The 18608-nt window shown below is 65.6% G+C and carries 19 protein-coding genes; 7 read left to right on the top strand and 12 right to left on the bottom strand.

The genetic code is table 11. The features are described from left to right. The first annotated feature begins 26 nt into the window (after window positions 1–26). A complete protein-coding gene (locus ACFPFW_RS06570; protein WP_114958133.1) occupies window positions 27–1031 on the top strand; it encodes a serine hydrolase domain-containing protein in 1005 nt (334 codons plus the stop codon). 6 nt (window positions 1032–1037) lie between these two features. On the opposite strand, the gene mobA is transcribed toward ACFPFW_RS06570, so the two are convergent. Then, a complete protein-coding gene (gene mobA, locus ACFPFW_RS06575) occupies window positions 1038–1667 on the bottom strand; it encodes a molybdenum cofactor guanylyltransferase MobA (protein ID WP_114958134.1) in 630 nt (209 codons plus the stop codon). A 118-nt stretch (window positions 1668–1785) separates the two neighbouring features. On the opposite strand from mobA, the gene ACFPFW_RS06580 reads away from it, so the two are divergent. Then, entirely contained in the window at window positions 1786–2172 is a 387-nt protein-coding gene (locus tag ACFPFW_RS06580) for a response regulator (RefSeq protein ID WP_162799755.1), read from the top strand. Here the strand turns inward: ACFPFW_RS06580 and ACFPFW_RS06585 are convergent. Then, window positions 2162–3139, bottom strand: coding sequence for a 5-oxoprolinase subunit C family protein (locus tag ACFPFW_RS06585; RefSeq protein ID WP_114958136.1), 978 nt, complete (start codon window positions 3137–3139; stop codon window positions 2162–2164). The genes ACFPFW_RS06580 and ACFPFW_RS06585 overlap by 11 nt on opposite strands. Next, a complete protein-coding gene (gene pxpB, locus ACFPFW_RS06590; RefSeq protein WP_379769936.1) occupies window positions 3136–3867 on the bottom strand; it encodes a 5-oxoprolinase subunit PxpB in 732 nt (243 codons plus the stop codon). The genes ACFPFW_RS06585 and pxpB overlap by 4 nt, the downstream gene beginning before the upstream one ends. Window positions 3868–3910: 43 nt before the next feature. Here pxpB and ACFPFW_RS06595 point away from each other — a divergent pair, with 43 nt between their 5' ends. Next, the gene (locus tag ACFPFW_RS06595; RefSeq protein ID WP_114958137.1) at window positions 3911–4714 is read left to right on the top strand and encodes a 5-oxoprolinase subunit PxpA; all 804 of its coding nucleotides are present in this window, start codon (window positions 3911–3913) and stop codon (window positions 4712–4714) included. Here ACFPFW_RS06595 and ACFPFW_RS06600 read toward each other — a convergent pair. The 4 genes from ACFPFW_RS06600 to cysP all read right to left on the bottom strand — a co-directional run bounded on the left by ACFPFW_RS06600 (window position 4704) and on the right by cysP (window position 8369). Next, entirely contained in the window at window positions 4704–5348 is a 645-nt protein-coding gene (locus tag ACFPFW_RS06600; protein WP_379769940.1) for a lytic transglycosylase domain-containing protein, read from the bottom strand. The genes ACFPFW_RS06595 and ACFPFW_RS06600 overlap by 11 nt on opposite strands. A 121-nt stretch (window positions 5349–5469) precedes the next feature. After that, window positions 5470–6357, bottom strand: a complete 888-nt coding sequence (gene cysW / locus ACFPFW_RS06605; RefSeq protein WP_114958139.1) for a sulfate ABC transporter permease subunit CysW — start codon at window positions 6355–6357, stop codon at window positions 5470–5472. Further along, the gene (cysT, locus tag ACFPFW_RS06610; protein ID WP_114958140.1) at window positions 6357–7190 is read right to left on the bottom strand and encodes a sulfate ABC transporter permease subunit CysT; all 834 of its coding nucleotides are present in this window, start codon (window positions 7188–7190) and stop codon (window positions 6357–6359) included. Before cysT ends, cysW begins: the two co-directional genes overlap by 1 nt. A gap of 177 nt (window positions 7191–7367) precedes the next feature. Beyond that, window positions 7368–8369 carry a thiosulfate ABC transporter substrate-binding protein CysP gene (gene cysP, locus ACFPFW_RS06615; protein ID WP_114958191.1) on the bottom strand — a complete coding sequence of 334 codons (1002 nt, stop codon included), beginning with the start codon at window positions 8367–8369 and terminating at the stop codon, window positions 7368–7370. A 179-nt stretch (window positions 8370–8548) separates the two neighbouring features. On the opposite strand from cysP, the gene ACFPFW_RS06620 reads away from it, so the two are divergent. Then, window positions 8549–9793, top strand: coding sequence for an efflux RND transporter periplasmic adaptor subunit (locus ACFPFW_RS06620; protein WP_114958141.1), 1245 nt, complete (start codon window positions 8549–8551; stop codon window positions 9791–9793). Further along, window positions 9790–11760, top strand: a complete 1971-nt coding sequence (locus ACFPFW_RS06625) for a MacB family efflux pump subunit (protein ID WP_114958142.1) — start codon at window positions 9790–9792, stop codon at window positions 11758–11760. Before ACFPFW_RS06620 ends, ACFPFW_RS06625 begins: the two co-directional genes overlap by 4 nt. Before the next feature lie 5 nt (window positions 11761–11765). Here ACFPFW_RS06625 and ACFPFW_RS06630 read toward each other — a convergent pair whose 3' ends face one another. From ACFPFW_RS06630 to ACFPFW_RS06650, 5 genes are all read right to left on the bottom strand, one after another. Beyond that, window positions 11766–12974: an MFS transporter gene (locus ACFPFW_RS06630; RefSeq protein WP_114958143.1), complete on the bottom strand. Its 1209-nt coding sequence runs from the start codon at window positions 12972–12974 to the stop codon at window positions 11766–11768. A gap of 171 nt (window positions 12975–13145) precedes the next feature. Further along, window positions 13146–13730, bottom strand: a complete 585-nt coding sequence (locus tag ACFPFW_RS06635) for a fasciclin domain-containing protein (RefSeq protein ID WP_114958144.1) — start codon at window positions 13728–13730, stop codon at window positions 13146–13148. 97 nt (window positions 13731–13827) lie between these two features. Beyond that, window positions 13828–14562, bottom strand: a complete 735-nt coding sequence (locus tag ACFPFW_RS06640; protein ID WP_162799756.1) for an anti-sigma factor — start codon at window positions 14560–14562, stop codon at window positions 13828–13830. After that, window positions 14559–15125 (bottom strand): sigma-70 family RNA polymerase sigma factor, encoded by a 567-nt coding sequence (locus ACFPFW_RS06645; protein WP_114958146.1) that lies wholly within the window; start codon window positions 15123–15125, stop codon window positions 14559–14561. The genes ACFPFW_RS06640 and ACFPFW_RS06645 overlap by 4 nt, the downstream gene beginning before the upstream one ends. A gap of 72 nt (window positions 15126–15197) precedes the next feature. Next, window positions 15198–15728 carry a GNAT family N-acetyltransferase gene (locus tag ACFPFW_RS06650; protein WP_114958147.1) on the bottom strand — a complete coding sequence of 177 codons (531 nt, stop codon included), beginning with the start codon at window positions 15726–15728 and terminating at the stop codon, window positions 15198–15200. A 78-nt stretch (window positions 15729–15806) separates the two neighbouring features. Between ACFPFW_RS06650 and ACFPFW_RS06655 the strand changes: the two genes are divergently transcribed. Both ACFPFW_RS06655 and lepA read left to right on the top strand, forming a co-directional pair. Next, a complete protein-coding gene (locus ACFPFW_RS06655; protein WP_114958148.1) occupies window positions 15807–16721 on the top strand; it encodes a LysR family transcriptional regulator in 915 nt (304 codons plus the stop codon). Window positions 16722–16788: 67 nt separating this feature from the next. Continuing rightward, window positions 16789–18594 carry a translation elongation factor 4 gene (lepA, locus tag ACFPFW_RS06660; RefSeq protein ID WP_114958149.1) on the top strand — a complete coding sequence of 602 codons (1806 nt, stop codon included), beginning with the start codon at window positions 16789–16791 and terminating at the stop codon, window positions 18592–18594. Window positions 18595–18608: the final 14 nt, after the last annotated feature.

Below are 18608 nucleotides of genomic sequence, written 5' to 3' on the forward strand. Positions count from 1 at the left end.
ATCGAGCCTTCCGATCCAGGAGCGTCATGAAGCTTCTCGCCGCGCTTCCGCTGATTGCCGCTCTCGCTATCTGTCAACCGGGATCGGCCGAGCCTTGGGAGAATGCCGATCCGGCGCAGGCCGGCTGGTCGATGTCCGACCTCGACGCCGCGAAGCAGCACTTCGAGACGCTCGGCTCGACAGCGATCATGATCGTGCAGGACGGCAAGGCGATTGCGCGCTGGGGCGATGTCGGGCGCAAGGTAAATGCCGCCTCGGTGCGCAAGAGCTTCCTCGGTGCGCTCTACGGTATTGCTGTTTCCAACGGGCAGATCGATCTCGCAAGCACGCTGAGCGATCTCGGCGTGGACGACGTCCCGCCCTCGCTCACGCCCGAGGAGAAGCGGGCGACGGTGCGCGACCTGCTGATGGCGCGCTCGGGCGTCTATCATCGGGCCGCGCACGAGACCGCCGTCATCCGTCGTCACCGGCCGGAACGCGGAAGCCATGCGCCGGGAACGTTCTTTTTCTATAACAACTGGGATTTCAACGCCCTCGGCACGATCTACCGCAAGCAGACCGGCGACGACATCTTCCAGAGCTTCGCGACACGTATCGCACAGCCGATCGGCATGGAGGATTTCGCGCTCGGCGATTGCCGATACGTGTTCGAGAAAGTCTCCGAGCACCCGGCCTACACGTTCCGGATGAGCGCGCGCGACCTCGCCCGGTTCGGCCAGCTCATCCTCGACCGGGGCCAGTGGGCCGGCCAGCAGCTCGTGCCCGCCGACTGGATCACGCAGTCGACAATCACCTATTCCCAGAGCGAGCGGAAGGGCATCGGCTACGGCTATCTCTGGTGGACGCTCGATCCCGCGCGCTGGGGCGACAGCGCGAGCCTTGCGTCCGGCTTCGGCGGCCAGCTCATTGCAGTGCTCCCCGCGAAGCGACTCGTCGTCGTCCAAACGGTCGATCGCAGCGAAAACAAAGATGGCGTCCGGACCTCGCGCTTTCTCCGGCTTCTCAAGGATATCGTCGCCGCGGCGCCGTGAACTGCGTCAGATATCCAACTTCCGGGCCAGCGCATCCGCCTCAGCGATGTCTTCCGGCGTATTGGCATTGAAGAACGGATCGACCGGATCGCTGTCCCAGTGAACGTCGACCGCGCCATGCCGCGCCGTCCACGCACCGACCTTGCGCAGCTCTTCCTCGACCAAGGCATGACGAAGATCGCCGCGCAGATCGACCCGCCACAGAGCGTTGACGGGGTGGTTCCGGCCGTTCGTCTCGGCCTGGGCGATCGGGACGCCGGCCCTTTCGCGCGCTTCATGCAGGCGGGCGACGAGATCGGGCGGAAGGAAGGGCGAGTCCGCCGCGACGCTGACCACCCATTCGATGTCCGGCCGGTTCGCGGCGCACCAGTCCAGCGCGGCGAGAACGCCAGCCAGCGGCCCGGCGAAGCCCGGCACGTCGTCGGGCACGACCGGCAGCCCCGTCGACGCAAACCGCTCGGGATCGCCGTTCGCGTTCAGGATCAGTCCCTCGCATTGCGGCCTGAGCGCCGCGACGGCGCGATCGAGAATGGTTCTGCCGCCGACCGTCCTGAGAGGCTTGTCGCCGCCTCCCATGCGCCGCGCGAGCCCTCCCGCGAGCAACACGCCGAGTGTCTTCGGGTGAGTGGTGTTCATGTCGCATCAATATGTGGCGTTAGGCCATTTAGCTACAAACAGGAATCCAAAGTGGAACTGAATGCCAACTGCACCGTTACGGTTGTCACAGAAGTTTCTTGTGCGGAATTTGGGGCTGATGAACAACACGGCCGTGAACGGACCAAAAATGCGGATCCTGATCGTCGAGGATGAATTCATCGTCGGCCTTCATCTCGAAAGTATTCTCGAGCGTCTCGGACACGACATCATCGGCGTCGTCGCCGACGAGGCCGAGGCGCTTTATCTCGTCTTCAGCGAGCAACCGGACCTGATCATCACCGACATCCATCTTGCGGGCGGCGGTAACGGGCTTCGGGTCGCGCAGGAGGCGCGCGAGAAATACGGCGCGCAGACCGTGGTCATTACCGGCCACCGCGACGGCGGCACCTTCCTGAAGGCCGAGGAGGCCGGGGCGATGGCGTTCTTGCGCAAGCCGTTCGGCCTGACCGAAGTCGAGAACGTCTTCTCGCGCCTCAGCAGCTGAAGCGCGTCCCCTCGCGCACCGTCGCGATCATGCCGACGCGGCGATGGAACAGCCGCTCCGCCTCGCCGAGGGCGTCCACCGCCTCCTCTACTTCGACCCAGGCGAAGCGCACCCGCGAACCCGCCATCAGCCGCCCGGCCGCCGGGACATCCGCCGAAATCACGGTTGCGATCTTTGGATAGCCGCCGGTCGTCTGGCAGTCGGCGAGCAGCAGGATGGGCTGGCCCGAGGGCGGCACCTGCAGCGCGCCCGGCACCGTGCCGTCGGAGAGCATCTCGCCGCTTTCCTTGCGGACCAGTTCGGGACCGCTGAGACGGGCACCCATGCGGTCGAGATCGCGCGTGACCGTGTAGCTCTCACGGACGAGTTCGATCAGCGCGCTCTCGCCGAACATCGGCGCCTGCGGACCCTTCACCATGCGGAGCGTGGGGAATTCGTCGATCAGCGGCGGCTGGATCAGCGTCAGGCACGGGCCAGCGCGTTCCCGATCGCGGGCAGACAGGGCATCGCCGGCCTTGAGTGCGCGCCCCCGGAGCCCGCCGAAACCACCGCGCAGGAAGGTCGAGCGCGAGCCGAGCACCTCGGGCACCGCGACACCGCCCGCGATCGCGAGATAAGCCACGGCCGTGTCGGCGAAGGGCGCGACGCGAACGATGTCGCCCTCGACGAGATCGACCGAGCGCCAGGACGGCCATTCCACGACATCGCCGCCGCGCTCGACGATCAGGGGCGCGGCGGTGCCTGCCAACGCGATGCGCGCCGAGGGAGCGGAAACGCGCAGAACGGGACCCGGCGACCGGCATTCCAGCGCCGCGGCGCCCTCGCCGTTGTCGACCAGGAGATTGGCGAGCCGAAGAGACGTCGCGTCGAGTGCACCGGACAAGGGAACGCCGAGCGCCAGATGGCCACGCCGGCCGAGATCCTGGACGGTGGTCTGCAAACCCGGATCGAGGACTTCGAACGTCAAGCGCCGGCCTCGATGCGTGCGAACTCCATGGCCGTCACCGGGCGGAAGCGGACCCTGTCGCCGGCCGCGAACACCGCCGGCGGATCCGCCGTATGGTCGAAAAGGCGGAGCGGCGTGCGTCCGATCAGCCGCCAGCCGCCGGGAGATTCCAGCGGATAGATCGCGGTCGTCTGGTCGGCGATCGCCACCGAACCGGCCGGAACGCGGGTGCGCGGCGTCTTCAGGCGCGGCAAACGCAACTTCTCGTCGAGATCGCCGAGATAGGCGAAGCCCGGCAGGAAGCCGAGCATGTAGACATGGTACTCGGCGGACGAATGCAGTTCGACGATGCCGGTCGCGCTCAACCCGGTTTCCCGCGTCACCTCGTCGAGGTCCGGCCCCGCCTCGCCGCCGTAGAGCACCGGGATGTCGACGAAACGGCCTGCCGACATGTCGGCATCGTCAAAAACATCAATTCCTGCAATGGCTTCGACGATCTTCGAATGCTCGACGACGAGCGGATCGAAGTGAACCGAAAGCGCCGCGAAAGCCGGAACGACATCCGAAATGCCGGGGATGTTCGCGCTCCGGATCGCCTTCGCCGCGGCGACGACTCGGGCATTCGTCGCGCGGGACATCTCGGTCCCGAACGAGATGGTTAACGCCGCGTCACCAAGCAGGGAAAATTGACCGAAATTTATTTTCACGCGAAGGCTGTAACCCCCTATGCGCGCTAAGCGAACCGTCACACATTATAGGCATAAATGAGGCTGCTTCGTCCTGGGAGGTCGAGTGGCACGTAGGATCGACATAAACGCCGATCTCGGTGAAGGCTACGGCACCGACGAGGCTATGCTCGGTCTGGTGTCCAGCGCCAATATCGCCTGCGGATTCCATGCCGGCGACGCCTATACGATGCGAGCGGTAAGCCGCTGGGCGGCGGAACGAAACGTCGCCGTCGGCGCCCATCCCAGTTTCGACGATCTCGGCGGCTTCGGCCGCACTTTCATACAGATGAGCATGCACGAGCTGGAATCGCTCGTCGCCTATCAGATCGGCAGCATGGCCGAGGCCGCCGCCGACGCCGAAGTGCCGCTCGTCCACGTCAAGGCGCATGGCGCGCTCTACAACGCCGCCGCCCGCGACCTCGATCACGCAATGGCGATTGGCCGCGCGATCAAGGCGGTCGACCGCAATCTGATCTATCTCGGTCTGGCCGGCTCGCGGATGGGGCAAGCAGCCGAGATGCTCGGCCTGCAATTCGCCAGCGAAGCCTTCGCCGATCGTCATTACGGCGATGACGGCACGCTGCTTCTGCGCACCGTCAATGGCTCGGTGATCTCCGACCCGGAAGTCGTGGCCGAACGCGTCACGCGCATGGTTCAGGACAACGAGGTCATTTCCGCCTCCGGCAAGCGGCTCGCGATCAGCTTCGACTCGTTCTGCGTCCATGGCGACGAGCCGACCGCCGTCGTCGTCGCCCGCGCGGTCCGCCGCGCCATCGAGGATGGCGGCTTCGAGGTCGCGCCCCTGGTCGATGCGGTCCGCGACCGCCCAGCGGCGCTGCCAGCGGACGAAGCCCGCTTCACTGCATAATCGTCAGCGACGCCCGGCTGATCTTCGATTCGATTGCCTTGATGCGGCGATTGTGCGCCGTCCAGTTGATGCGGCTTCTTGAACTCCTCGCTCCCGCCGCCGTCTTCACCCGTCCGCCAGCCATGGCAACCGCGGGCGCGCCGAAGGTCGCGACCGGAACCTCGCCACGCACCGAATAACCCTGCTCCGCCAGGATCTGCCGGACCCGGACACAATAGGCGACGGATTTGTGCGAGAACCGTGTCTCGCCGTGCCCGGCGCGGTATTTCATCACCGTCGTGCAGACGTCGCCGCCGGCGAGTCGCCAAGCGCCGGTGAGGTAGGTCACGCCGTAGCGGATGTTCGTGGTAGGAACGCGAAGCTCGGCATTGGTGCCGTAGAAGCCGAGCATGCGCGCGGTCGAGGGCAGGATCTGCATCAGCCCCACCTCGCCGGCGTCACCCGAGGCGAAGATCTGATAACCGCTCTCCACGGTCGCGACCGCGTCGGCGATCTCGGGCGGCATGCCAGATTTGACGGCCTCGGTGCGGACCATCACACGCAGGGCGACAGGATCAGGCTCGGGCGCGACCTCCTGCGCCGCCGCGGGAAGCGTCATGGCGAGCGCGGCGGTGGGTACAAGCAGGAGGCGCATCCACTCATAATGCACGAAACGGTGAGGCGATCCTGTGGCGGTGACTTTCCCCGGACTGCGAAGCGGGAGCGACCTCATCCTGAGCCGCGAGCGAAGCTCGCGTGGACGCTCCGCGTCCGGCTCAGTGCCGCCCGCCGCCCTTTTTCCGCGCCGCCCGGCCGCCCTCGTCGAATCGCTCGATGGCGACCTTCACCAGGATCGTCACCAGCGCCAGCCCGGTCAGCACCGTCGCCGCCGCGAATGCGCCCGCTGAATTATAGTCGTTGTACAGAAGCTCGATCTGCAGCGGCAGCGTATTGGTGACGCCGCGGATATTGCCTGAGACGACAGAGACCGCGCCGAATTCGCCCATGACGCGCGCATTGCAGAGGATGGCGCCATAGAGCAGCGCCCATTTGACGTTCGGCAGCGTCACCGACAGGAACATGCGAAGGCCGGACGCGCCGAGGCTGACCGCCGCCTCCTCGTCGTCCGTTCCCTGCACCTGCATCAGCGGGATCAGCTCGCGCGCGACGAACGGCGCGGTGACGAACAGGCTGGCGAGGAAGATGCCCGGCAGCGCGAACATGATCTTGATGCCCGCCGCGTCGAGCAGCGGACCGAGCAGGCCTTGCGCGCCGTAGACGAAGAGATAGGACACGCCGGCGATGATCGGCGACACCGAGAACGGGATCTCGATCAGAGCAACGAGGAGATTGCGGCCGCGAAAGCGGAACTTCGTCACCGCCCAGGCGGCCGCGATGCCGAACACGACATTGATCGGCACAACGACGAGCGCGGTCACCAGAGTCAGCCAGATCGCATGGAGGGTCTCGGGCGCGAAGAGATTGGCGCCGTATGTCCTGATGCCGACGGCGAGCGCCTGCGAGAAGATGACGACGAGCGGCAGGACGATGACGAAGAAGGTCAGCACCAGCACGCTGCCGAGAATGATCGCGCGCGCCGTCCGGCCCTCGCAGACGCGGGTCGTGGAATGCGTGCTTTGCGGATTAGCGCGGCCGAAGAACATCAGTCCCCCCGCCCGACATAGCGCAGGTGCCAGGCCTGCAGCAGATTGGTGAGGATCAGCATCGCGAAGGCGAGGAGCAGCAAGATCGTCGAGATCGCCGCCGCTGCCGGGTAGTCGTATTCCTCGAGCCGGATGAAGGCGAGGAGCGCCGCGATCTCGGTATAGTTCGGCTGGTTGCCGGCGATGAAGATGACCGCTCCGAACTCACCCAAGGAGCGGGCGAAGGCGAGCGAGCAGCCGGCGAGGAAGGCTGGGAAGATCGCCGGGAAGATGACCGAGCGGAAGATGCGCAGATCCGACGCGCCGAGCGTCAGTGCCGCCTCCTCCACCTCCGGGCCGAGATCCTCCAGCACCGGCTGCACCGAGCGAACCACGAAAGGCAGGCTGGTGAACACCATCGCCGAGGCGATGCCGAGCGGCGTGTAGGCGACGGTGATGCCGAGCGGGTCGAGCCAGCTTCCGAGCCAGCCGTTCTTGGCGAACAGCGCCGTCAGCGCGATGCCGGCCACCGCCGTCGGCAGCGCGAACGGGACGTCGACGAGTGCATCGAGCAGGCGCTTGCCCGGAAAGTCGTAGCGCACGAGCACCCAGGCGAGGCCGAGGCCATAAACGGCGTTGAAGACGGACGCGCCGAGCGCGGCGAGGAGCGTGACGCGGAATGCGGCGACGACGCGCGGGCTGGTGACGATGGCGAAGAACTGGTCCCAGCCGGTGTTCGCGGCTTGCATCAGGAGCGCAGCCAGTGGCAGCAGGACGATCACGCCGAGATAGACGAGCGTGATGCCAAGCGCGAGGCGATAGCCGGGAAGGACGCGACGTGGACGGGAAGACATCGCGTCGGTGATTAGCGGGAGTGGGGCGCGGACGCTAGTGGACTGAAACGCACGTGTCCCGGAAGCGGCATCGCCGCTGTCCGGGACCCATAAGCCCTGTGGCCGATTGAACCGCAAGCGCTGCGGCATATGGATCCGGGCCTTCCGCGCTAGGCGCTCCAGCCGGGATACGCATGCTCACTTCCCGACGAAGACCTGGTCGAGCTTGCCGCCCGAGGCGAAATGGTCCTTCATCACCTTGTCCCAGCCGCCGAAGACGTTCTCGACGGTGAGGAGGCGAACCTCCGGGAACTCGGCCTTGTGCTTCTCGACGACGTTCTTGTCGTTCACGCGATTGGCGAAGCCGGCCAGGATCTCCTGGCCCTCCGGCGAATAGAGGTAGTCGAGATAGGCTTTAGCCAGATCCCTGGTGCCGTGCTTGTCGGCGTATTTGTCGACGACGGCGACCGGGAATTCGGCGAGCAGGCTGACCGGCGGAACGACCGTCGCGACCTTTTCCTTGCCGTACTGCTTCACCACGCCCGAGGTCTCGGCCTCGAAGGTGATCAGGACGTCGCCGATGTCACGCTCGACGAAGGTCGTCGTCGCGGCGCGGCCGCCGGTGTCGAACACCGCGACGTTCGACAGGAACTTCTTGATGAACTCGTCGGCCTTGGCGGTGTCGCCCTCATACTTCCCGAGCGCGTAGGCATAGGCGGCGAGATAGGTGTAGCGGCCATTGCCCGAGGTCTTCGGGTTCGGGAAGACGAGCTTCACGTCGTCACGGACGAGATCGTCCCAGTTCTTGATGTTCTTCGGATTGCCCGCGCGAACCACGAAGGCCGGCAGCGAGTAGTACGGCGAGGCATTGTTCGGGAACGCCTTCTGCCAGTCCTTGGAGACCGCGCCCTTGTCGGCGAGCACCTGGACGTCGGTGACCTGGTTGAAGGTCACGAGATCGGCCTCGAGGCCCTCCAGGATCGCGCGGGCCTGCTTGGACGAGCCTGCGTGCGACTGGTTGACCGTGATGTCCTTGCCGGTCTTCGCCTTCCACACCTTGGCGAATTCGGCGTTCACCGCGACGTAGAGCTCGCGGGAAATGTCGTAGGACACGTTGAGAAGCGTGTTCGCATCCTGCGCGCGGGCAGGAGCGACGAAGATGAGGGACGCGGCGATGGCCGCGAGAACGAGGCGTTTCATCGAAATCTCCAGTCGGTCGGTTCGAATATGCATAGCGGCGTGTGGTTGTAAATAATTATCCGACTTTGAAATGCTATCCGGCTAAATATACATTTTTTGATTGCTATTCGCGTTGCGCAGGGTTGCGCCGCATTCCGCGTATATGTTTCGAGAGCGTCCCGCTCCCGGACCTGAGTTGAATGCCCGTAACCGAAGCTCCGCGTACCGCCGAGACCCGCCCGTCGCTCGATCTCGATTTCAAGGACACGCCCAAAAAGCCGAAGCGCCGAGTGTCGACGCGCGTGGCGGCTCTTGCCGTCCTGCTGCTGACCGGCGCGGCCGGGGCTTATTGGTATTGGGGCGGCTCGGGTCAGGGCACGGCGGCCGCACTGCAAATAGCACAGGCGACGCGGGGCGATATCGTCGACAGCGTTTCGGCGCTCGGCAATCTCCAGCCGCGCGACTATGTCGATCTCGGCGCGCAGGTGTCCGGACAGCTCAAGACGATCCATGTCGATGTCGGCGCCGAGGTGAAATCGGGCGATCTCCTCGCCGAGATCGACCCCGTCGTCCTCAACACCAAGGTCGAGGCCGGCCGCGCCTCGCTCGCCGCGCTGAAGGCGCAGCTCCAGGACAAGGAAGCCCAGCGCGACCTCGCCAACCAGACGCTCGAGCGCCAGCGCAAGCTCGTGGAGACCAGGGCCGTCTCCGAAACGACGTTCGAGAGCGCCGAGGCGACCGCGCGCTCGGCCGCGGCACAGGTCGACATGCTGAAGGCGCAGATCCAGCAGACCGCCGCGACACTGAAAGGGGACGAGGCGACGCTTGGCTATACGAAGATCGTCTCGCCGATGGCCGGCACTGTTGTCTCGATTTCGGCCCGCGAGGGCCAGACCCTGAACGCCAACCAGCAGGCGCCGATCATCCTGCGCGTCGCCGACTTGTCGACCATGACCGTGTGGACGCAGGTCTCGGAGGCCGACGTGCCGAAGCTGAAGCTCGGCATGAAGGCGACGTTCACGACGCTCGGCTCCGGCCAGCAGAGCTGGGAAGGCACGCTCCGTCAGGTGCTGCCGACGCCGGAAATCACGAACAACGTCGTGCTCTACACCGCTCTGTTCGACGTCCAGAACCCGAAGCGTGAACTGATGACGCAGATGACCGCGCAGGTCTTCTTCGTCGTCGCCGAGGCCAAGGGCGTCCTGACGATCCCGACGGCGGCGCTGCGTGAATCCCGGCCCGGCAGCGGCCAATACACGGTCCTGATCAAGGATGGATCGTCCACCGAGCGCCGCCCGGTCGAGGTCGGCGTGAAGACGCGCGTCCTTGCCGAGGTGAAATCCGGACTGAAGGAAGGCGACACCGTCGTGATCGGCTCCTCCAGCCCAACAGGCGCCGGCAATCCGGGCGGCGGCCAGCGTCGTCCGGGGATGATGCGGCTGTGAAGCACGTCGAGCTCCCGTCCGGCTCGGTCGCGACCGGCGAGCCGCTGATCGAACTCAGCGGCATCGTGAAGACCTATGGCGGCGAGGTGCCGGTCGAGGTGCTGCACGGCATTTCGCTGAGCATCTATCCAGGCGAGTTCGTCGCCATCATGGGCGCGTCGGGCTCCGGCAAGTCGACTTTGATGAACATCCTCGGCTGCCTCGACAAGCCGACGCGCGGCACCTACCGCTTCGCCGGCCGCGACGTCTCGGAACTCGGCCGCGACGAGCTCGCACGCCTGCGCCGTGACGAATTCGGCTTCGTTTTCCAAAGCTACAATCTGATCGCCAACGCCACCGCGCTGGAAAATGTCGAGGTTCCGGCGATCTATGCCGGCCTCGACCTCGCGACGCGGGAAAGCCGCGCCACGCACCTTCTCGGCGCGCTCGGCCTCGCCGCACGCACCGGCCACCGGCCGAGCCAGCTGTCGGGCGGCCAGCAGCAGCGCGTCTCGATCGCCCGTGCGCTGATGAACGGCGGCCGGATCATCCTCGCCGACGAGCCCACCGGCGCGCTCGATTCGAAGAGCGGCGCGGAGGTCATGGCGCTGCTGCAATCGCTCGCCGAGCGCGGCCACACGGTGATCCTGATCACCCATGACCGCGAGGTCGCCAAGCACGCCCGCCGCGTCATCGAGATCCACGACGGCAACATCACGTCCGACACGGGTCCAGATCTCGCGGCGGCGAACGCACCTGTCCTGCCGGCATCCGAGCCCGGCCATTCCTCGCTGGCGGCGGACATGGCCGAGGCCGGAAAGATGGCGATCCGGGCGCTCCGGACGAACCTGTTCCGCACCATCCTCACACTGCTCGGCATCATGATCGGCGTGGCGTCGGTCGTGGCCATGCTGGCGGTTGGACAGGGCGCGCAGCGCGAGGTGCTCGCCCGCATCGGCTCAATGGGTTCGAACCTCCTCGTCGTACGTCCCGGCGCGCCGAACGAGCGCGTGCAGGCGGGATCGAGCGTGCTGACGCTCATTCCGGAGGACGGCGACGCCGTCGCCGAACTGCCCAACGTCTCCGCCGCCGTTCCCGAGCGAAGCGGCCAGGTGACTCTCCGCATCGGCAATCGCGACTACCAGACCCAGGCGACCGCGACGACAGTCGACATGCCCGAGACCCGCAACTGGCCGGTCGAGCGCGGCGTCTTCTTTTCGCGCGCCGACCAGGACGGTCGCGCGACGGTCGCGGTCATCGGCCAGACGGCGGCGAAGAATCTCTATGGCGAGGCCGACCCGGTCGGCAGCTTCCTCTTGATCAACAACGTGCCGTTCCAGATCATCGGCCTGATGGGTCCGAAGGGTGCCTCGCAATTCGGCGGCGACCAGGACGACGTCGTCTTCGTGCCAGTGACGACCGGCAGCATGCGCCTGTTCGGCGATCCGAGCGTCCGCAGCCTGACCATCGCCGTCACCGATACGACGCGGATGGACGAGACGCAGGCCGCCGTGACCGGCGTGCTGAAGGAACGGCATGGCAAGGAGGACTTCCAGATCCGCAACATGGCGGCTTTGGTCGAGACCATCTCGTCGACGCAGCGGACGCTCTCGGTCCTGCTCGCCTCCATCGCCGCGATCTCGCTCCTCGTCGGCGGCATCGGCATCATGAACATCATGCTGATGAGCGTGACCGAGCGGACGCGCGAGATCGGCATCCGTATGGCGACGGGCGCGGCGACGCGGAACATCCTGCAGCAGTTCATGACCGAGGCCGTGGTGGTGGCCGCGTTCGGCGGCACGCTCGGCGTCGTGCTCGGCTTTGCGTCCGGCGCAGCGATTGCGATGGCCGGGCTGCCGCTTCAATTCACCGTGCTGCCGGTCGTGGTGGCGTTCGCCTGCGCGGTGATGACGGGCATCGTGTTCGGTTTCATGCCGGCGCTGAAGGCGGCGCGGCTTGATCCTGTCACGGCGCTCGCCTCGGACTAGGTCTATTATTCAGCGGCTTCGGGCAGTCCTTCGCCGCGTCGAGCATCGGCCTTCTCCAGAGCGAACGACACCGCCCAGATCGCCAGCCCCGCAAGTGCGAGAAGCGTGCCAACCCAGCCGGTCGAGGTCAGTCCGTAACCGGCCGTGATCGCCATGCCGCCGAGCCAGGGTCCGAGGGCATTGGCGGTGTTGAAGGCTGAATGGTTGAGCGCCGCTGCGAGCGCCTGCGCGTCGCCGGCGACATCCATGAGCCGGGTCTGCAGGACCGGACCGAGGGCAACTCCGAAGCCGATGCAGAACAGCACGACCATCAGCGCAGCAAGATTGTGGGTCGCGGCGGGATAGATCGCGAGCACCACCGCCGACCAGATCAGCAGCGCCGCCGCCGTCGGCATGAGGGCGCGGTCGGCGAAGCGGGGCATGACGAGACTGCCGATGGTCATGCCGATGCCGAAGACCGCCAGCGCGAACGGCATCGCCTCCGGCGAGGCGTCGGTCACCTGCATCATCGTCGTGGTGAGATAGGTGTAGACGGCGAAAACGCCGCCGAAGCCGATCGCCCCGATCGCGAGCGTCAGCCAGACCTGCGGCCGCTTGAGCGCCGCGAGTTCGCCGAGCGGACTGTGCGCACCCTTGTGATCGCGGTCAGGCACGAAGGCGGCGACGAGAATCGCCGTGAGCGTCGCGATCGCGGCGACGAGGCCGAACGACCAGCGCCAGCCGACATATTGTCCGATCAGACTCGCGACCGGCACGCCGACGATCGTCGCGATGGTCAGGCCGAGAAACATCCGCCCGATCGCCGTCGTACGGCGGCTCTCCTCAACGAGCGAAGCGGCGGTCAACGCCGCGATGCCGAAATAGACGCCGTGAGGCAGACCGCTGAGAAAGCGGAAGACCAGCATCCATTCGACGTTCGGCGCCATTCCCGAGAGTGCATTGAAGATCGCGAATGCGATCATCAGCGCGATCAGAAGCGTTCGGCGGCGCATTCCCGCGGTGAGTACCGCGAGGAGCGGAGCGCCGACGACGACGCCAAGCGCATAGGCGCTGATGACGTGACCGGCCCGCGCGACGTCGATGCCGAATTCACCGGCAAAGTCGGGCAGAAGGCTCATCGTCGCGAATTCGGTGGTGCCGATGGCGAAGCCGCCGAGCGCCAATGCGAAGATGACCAGTCTGGGCGCGGCGGCCGAGGATGTGGAGGTTCTCAAATCGAATTACTGCTGGAACTGTGAATGTTCCAGCAACATAGGGGCCTCGACCGGCTGGAGTGTCCCGGTATGGGCAGGCCTCGGTTGCGCGGGGCGCAGTGCCGGACCGACGCGAAAAGGGCCGCCCGGAAGGGCGACCCTCTCTGCAGACCGGGAAGGAGGGTTGGGAAATCAACCCGGCAGCAGAACCTTGTCGACGACGTGGATGACGCCGTTCGACTGCATGACATCGGCCTGGGTGACGTCCGACTTGCCGCCCTTGGCGTCCGTCAGGACGACCTTCTTGCCGTCCACCATCGCCGTCAGGCTTTCGCCGTTGACCGTCTTGAACACGGCCTTGCCGCCGCCCTTCCTGATCGCCGCCATGATGTCCTCGGCGGTGTGAGTGCCGGCGACCACATGATAGGTGAGCACGCCGCTCAGCATCTTCTTGTGATCGGGCTTCAGCAGGGTCTCGACCGTGCCCTTGGGAAGGCCGTCGAAGGCCTCGTTCGTCGGGGCGAAGACCGTGAACGGGCCTTTGCCAGACAACGTGTCGACCAAGCCGGCCGCCTTCACCGCAGCGACGAGCGTGGTGTGGTCCTTCGACTTGACGGCGTTCTCGATAATATTCTTCGACGGATACATCGGCGCTCCACCGACTTCTACCGTCTTCTCCATCATCATACCTTGCGCGTTAGCGTAATTCGTGATGACGGCGACAGGCGCAAAGAGACATGCTGTAGCAATTGCGCCGAACAGAAGATTCCTGTCCATCCCTGTATACCTCCATATGCATGCCTTCCGCCCTCTCAGAAGACATAGAACATACGGAGCTGGATGAATTACGGATGCAAATCTTCGACAAATTTTGTCAGACGTTGTGCATCGCGCCCTTGGCCACGACCGGGCCTGTCGGCTGACCAGTCGGCGAACCGCCCATCGGCTCGACCGAGATCGCCAGGACGCCGTTCGCCCGCGTCTGGGGCATGACGGTATCGGGCATGGGTAGCGTGACCGGCCCCTTGGCGACGAAGGTGCCGAGCGAGACCGGCGAACCGCCCGCCGGGATGAGCCAGAGCTCGTGGGTATGCTGAGGCGGCGCCGGTGAATCGGCCGCCGGCATCAGCACGATACGTCCGGCCGATTTGTCGACCGTCACCATGAACGCGGAACGGCCGTCTTCGAGGTTCAGCATCGCGACCATGGTCTTCGGCGGTACCAGCGGCGTCGAGAACAGCAGCAAGGCGAGGCATGCGGCGGCGAGACCGCTCGCGGCGAAACCGATTCCGCGCCAGACCGGCAGGCTGTGCCAGAAGCCGTTGCGCGGCGCCGCGCGAAGGGTCGCCACCGGAACGGTGGGCGGGTGGATGTGATCCGCGATGCCGGCCCAGACATGCTCGGGCGGCTTGACCGGCTCGATGCAATCGATCAACGGGGAAAACCGCGTCTCCCAGAACGAGACTTCGTCCGCGAACACCGGATCGTCCCGCAGACGGAGAAGCAGCGCCTCGCGTTCCTCGTCCTGCACCAGCCCGAGAACGAGCTCGGCGGCGAGCGGCCGCTCGATGCCGTCCTCAAACACCGGCTCTGGTGCTTTCGGGCTCATTCTCCGAGACATCCTCTCAGGCTGATCAGGCCGCGCCTGATCCAGCTCTTCATGGTACCGAGCGGCACGCCGCGACGGCGCGCGAGTTCATCATAGGTCGCGCCTTCCAGAAACGCGGTGCGGATCGACGCCTGCTGATCGGCATCGAGCTTGTCCAGACAGTCGTGCAGCGCGCGAACCTGTTCGGCGTTCTCGATATCGGCCAGCGCCGACGGAATGCCGTCCGGCACCTCCTCCGCGATATCCAGCGGAGCCTCAAGCCGGCGCACCTTGTCGGCCCTAACACGGTCGAGCGCCTTGTTGCGCGCCACCGTGACGAGCCAGGTGATCGCGCTCGCCCGGTCCGGGTCGAACGTACCGGCCCGCCGCCAGACCGTGATGTAGGTTTCCTGAAGCACTTCCTCGGCCTCGCTCCTGTCGTCCAAGATACGAAGGCAGACCCCGAAAAGCTTCGCCGAAGTCCGGTCGTAGACGGCGGCGAGCGCCGCACGGTCGCCTTTGCCGACGGCCTTCAGCTGCAAGGCGAGGGAGATACTGGCTTCACTTGGCGAGCGAGAGGTCATCGGTGGCGGACTATAGGGCTCGTTCCGGCCAAGGCGAGACGTGGATTGACCGTAGTCGATCAACTTTCCGTATTAGAGGAATTTGTAGAAGAACGTCGCGGGAGCCAGCACGCCGTCCGGCGTCATCGAATGGTCCGGCATCGTGCCGAGCTCGATCCAGCCGGCGCTCCGATAGAGGTGCTCGCCCGCGCTGCCGGTCGCCGTATCGAGGTGGAGCAGTGTCCGGCCATGCCGCTTCGCAATGGCTTCAGCGGTCGTGAGTAGCCGCTTTCCGAGGCCCCGGCGGCGCGTGCTGGAGTGCACCAGCATCTTCCCGAGCTCGGCTCGGTGCGGCGAGTTCGGCTGATGCGCGAAACTTACGATGATGGTGCCCACCACGCGTCCGGCTTCGCGGGCCACGATAAGGATGCGGCTTTTGTCGGCGATGCCGGGCAACTGGCCGCGCCAGAAGCCTTCGCCCTCCGCCCGGCCGAAGCCGCGCATGAAATTGACCGACGACCCGCTCTCGACCGCGTCGACCAGCACGTCAGCGAGTTCCGACAATGCAGCCTCGGCTTCAGCCACATCAAGCTCAACGATTTCAAGCGTATCGACAGCATTCATTTTTCAGTCTCACATCGGACTTTCCGATGATACACTAACTTCCATAGGGAATACCAAACAGTCCCATAAGATTCTTCAATGGATATCGATCAGCTCCGGACATTCGACCGAATAGTCCGCGACGGCAGTTTCACCAAGGCCGCGGCCCGGCTGAACGTCACCCAGGCGACCGTGTCGATGCGGGTGAAGTCGCTGGAAGACGCGCTCGGCGGAGCGCTCCTTCAACGCGGACGGAAGATCACGCTGACCGAGCGGGGCATCACTTTCCTGCCCTATGCACGTCGGGTGCTGGCGGCGTTGCTCGAGGGCGAGGACGCGCTGCGCGCCGTCGAGCGCGGCCGACTGACGGTTGCCTCATTGCGGAGTCTGGTGACCTGCTTCACCGGCCCGGTCGTCGCCGAATTCGCGGCGGCGCATCCGGGTGTCGAGTTCGATTTCGAGGAAGGCCGCCACCGCGATATCGCCGAATGGCTGCACGACCGCGCGCTCGATCTCGCGGTGATGGGCTGGCCGAATCTCAATCCGCTGCTCGAGACCCTCACCCCGCTCGCGATTTTCCGCGAGCGCGCTTTGCTGGTCGCCAGTCCCGCGATCGCCAAGAGGATCGGACCGGAGCCTACTCTCGACCGGGTGTTCGAGATCGCGCCGCAATTCCTGACCTTCTTTTGGTGGCAGGTGACGCCGGAGCCGATCGTCGAGCTGCGTTTTCGCGCCAAGGCCTCTTCGCAGATGCTGTTCCGGCCCGGCCTGCAACTGATCGAGAAAGGCGCCGCGGTCGGCCATCTGATGGAGCCGACGATCCGGGAAGAACTGGAATCGGGCCGCCTGGTCGATCTTGCGCCGGTCGACATGCCGTCGATCAACCGGGATACCGCGCTCGTCGCCGGCGGCGACATCTCGGGCCGTCCGCTGATTGAGGGACTGGCCGATGCGTTCGTCGCCGGCGCGGCCGAACGCGGCCTGCTCCACCGCGATCTCCGCCCAAGCCGCTGAACAATGGGCCGTTGAACAAGAAGCGTCTCGCCTTGCCGCCCTCCGGAGCGGGTGCTATCCCGCGCCCATGACCGCCGCCCCCATTCCGAATATCCGCAATTTCTCGATCGTCGCGCACATCGACCACGGCAAGTCGACGCTCGCCGACCGGCTGATCCAGCTCACCGGCGGTCTCTCCGAACGCGAGATGACCGAGCAGGTGCTCGACTCGATGGATATCGAGAAGGAGCGCGGCATCACCATCAAGGCGCAGACCGTACGCCTGACCTATCCCGCGAAGGACGGCCAGACCTACATCCTGAACCTGATGGACACGCCCGGCCACGTCGACTTCGCCTACGAAGTCTCGCGCTCGCTGGCAGCGTGCGAAGGATCGCTCCTGGTCGTCGACGCCTCGCAGGGCGTCGAGGCGCAGACGCTCGCCAATGTCTATCATGCGCTCGACGCCAATCATGAGATCGTCCCGGTCCTCAACAAGATCGACCTGCCCGCCGCCGAGCCGGAGCGGGTGAAGGAGCAGATCGAGGAGGTGATCGGCCTCGACGCGTCCGACGCCGTCGAGATTTCGGCCAAGACCGGCCTCGGTATCCCGGACGTGCTGGAGGCGATCGTTACTCGCCTGCCGCCGCCGAAGGGCGACATCGCAGCGCCGCTGAAGGCGCTGCTCGTCGACAGCTGGTACGACGCCTATCTCGGCGTCGTCGTGCTGGTGCGCATCTTCGACGGCACGCTGAAGAAGGGCCAAAGGGTGCGGATGATCGGCACCAACGCGACCTACGAGGTCGACCGGATCGGCGCCTTCACCCCCAAGATGACGAATGTCGAGGTGCTAGGCCCCGGCGAGGTCGGTTTCATCACCGCCTCGATCAAGGAAGTGGCGGACACCCGCGTCGGCGACACCATCACCGACGAGAAGAAGCCGACGCTCGATCCCCTGCCCGGCTTCAAGCCGGCGCAGCCGGTGGTGTTCTGCGGCCTGTTCCCGGTCGACGCGGCGCAGTTCGAGGATCTGCGGGCGGCGATGGGCCGCCTCCGCCTGAACGACGCCAGCTTCAGCTACGAGATGGAATCGTCCGCCGCGCTCGGCTTCGGCTTCCGCTGCGGCTTCCTCGGCCTGCTGCATCTGGAGATCATCCAGGAGCGGCTGGAGCGCGAGTTCAATCTCGACCTGATCGCGACGGCGCCGTCCGTGGTTTACGAGATCACCATGCGCGACGGCAGCCAGATCGACCTGCACAATCCGGCCGACATGCCGGACACGATGCAGATCGAGGAGATCCGGGAGCCGTGGATCCGCGCCACCATCCTCACGCCCGACGAATATCTCGGCGGCGTGCTGAAGCTCTGCCAGGACCGGCGCGGCAACCAGATCGACCTCAACTATGTCGGCAAGCGCGCGATGGTCGTCTACGACCTGCCGCTGAACGAGGTCGTGTTCGACTTCTACGACCGCCTGAAGTCGATCTCGAAGGGCTATGCCTCGTTCGACTACAACATCACCGACCTTCGCGCCGGCGATCTCGTGAAGATGCAGATCCTCGTCAACGAGGAGCCGGTCGACGCGCTCAGCATGCTGGTTCACCGCACCCGCGCCGAGAGCCGCGGACGCGCGATGTGCGAGAAGCTGAAGGAGCTGATCCCGCACCATCTGTTCAAGATCCCGATCCAGGCCGCGATCGGCGGCAAGGTCATCGCCCGCGAGACGATCTCGGCGCTCCGCAAGGACGTGACGGCGAAGTGCTATGGCGGCGACGTCTCGCGCAAGCGCAAGCTCCTCGACAAGCAAAAAGAGGGCAAGAAGCGCATGCGCCAGTTCGGCAAGGTTGAGATCCCGCAGGAGGCGTTCATCGCCGCGCTGAAGATGGAGGATTAGGCTGGCTACTCCCC

Source organism: Flaviflagellibacter deserti, assembly GCF_042652085.1.
GTDB classification, from domain to species: domain Bacteria; phylum Pseudomonadota; class Alphaproteobacteria; order Rhizobiales; family Methylopilaceae; genus Flaviflagellibacter; species Flaviflagellibacter deserti.

What these genes read in the sequence shown, in the direction of transcription:
- ACFPFW_RS06570 (WP_114958133.1), top strand. Translation starts at nt 27, where the DNA reads ATGAAGCTTCTCGCCGCGCTTCCGCTGATTGCCGCTCTCGCTATCTGT.
- mobA (WP_114958134.1), bottom strand. Translation starts at nt 1,667, where the DNA reads ATGAACACCACTCACCCGAAGACACTCGGCGTGTTGCTCGCGGGAGGG.
- ACFPFW_RS06580 (WP_162799755.1), top strand. Translation starts at nt 1,786, where the DNA reads ATGAACAACACGGCCGTGAACGGACCAAAAATGCGGATCCTGATCGTC.
- ACFPFW_RS06600 (WP_379769940.1), bottom strand. Translation starts at nt 5,348, where the DNA reads ATGCGCCTCCTGCTTGTACCCACCGCCGCGCTCGCCATGACGCTTCCC.
- cysW (WP_114958139.1), bottom strand. Translation starts at nt 6,357, where the DNA reads ATGTTCTTCGGCCGCGCTAATCCGCAAAGCACGCATTCCACGACCCGC.
- cysT (WP_114958140.1), bottom strand. Translation starts at nt 7,190, where the DNA reads ATGTCTTCCCGTCCACGTCGCGTCCTTCCCGGCTATCGCCTCGCGCTT.
- cysP (WP_114958191.1), bottom strand. Translation starts at nt 8,369, where the DNA reads ATGAAACGCCTCGTTCTCGCGGCCATCGCCGCGTCCCTCATCTTCGTC.
- ACFPFW_RS06620 (WP_114958141.1), top strand. Translation starts at nt 8,549, where the DNA reads ATGCCCGTAACCGAAGCTCCGCGTACCGCCGAGACCCGCCCGTCGCTC.
- ACFPFW_RS06635 (WP_114958144.1), bottom strand. Translation starts at nt 13,730, where the DNA reads ATGGACAGGAATCTTCTGTTCGGCGCAATTGCTACAGCATGTCTCTTT.
- ACFPFW_RS06640 (WP_162799756.1), bottom strand. Translation starts at nt 14,562, where the DNA reads ATGAGCCCGAAAGCACCAGAGCCGGTGTTTGAGGACGGCATCGAGCGG.
- ACFPFW_RS06645 (WP_114958146.1), bottom strand. Translation starts at nt 15,125, where the DNA reads ATGACCTCTCGCTCGCCAAGTGAAGCCAGTATCTCCCTCGCCTTGCAG.
- ACFPFW_RS06650 (WP_114958147.1), bottom strand. Translation starts at nt 15,728, where the DNA reads ATGAATGCTGTCGATACGCTTGAAATCGTTGAGCTTGATGTGGCTGAA.
- ACFPFW_RS06655 (WP_114958148.1), top strand. Translation starts at nt 15,807, where the DNA reads ATGGATATCGATCAGCTCCGGACATTCGACCGAATAGTCCGCGACGGC.
- lepA (WP_114958149.1), top strand. Translation starts at nt 16,789, where the DNA reads ATGACCGCCGCCCCCATTCCGAATATCCGCAATTTCTCGATCGTCGCG.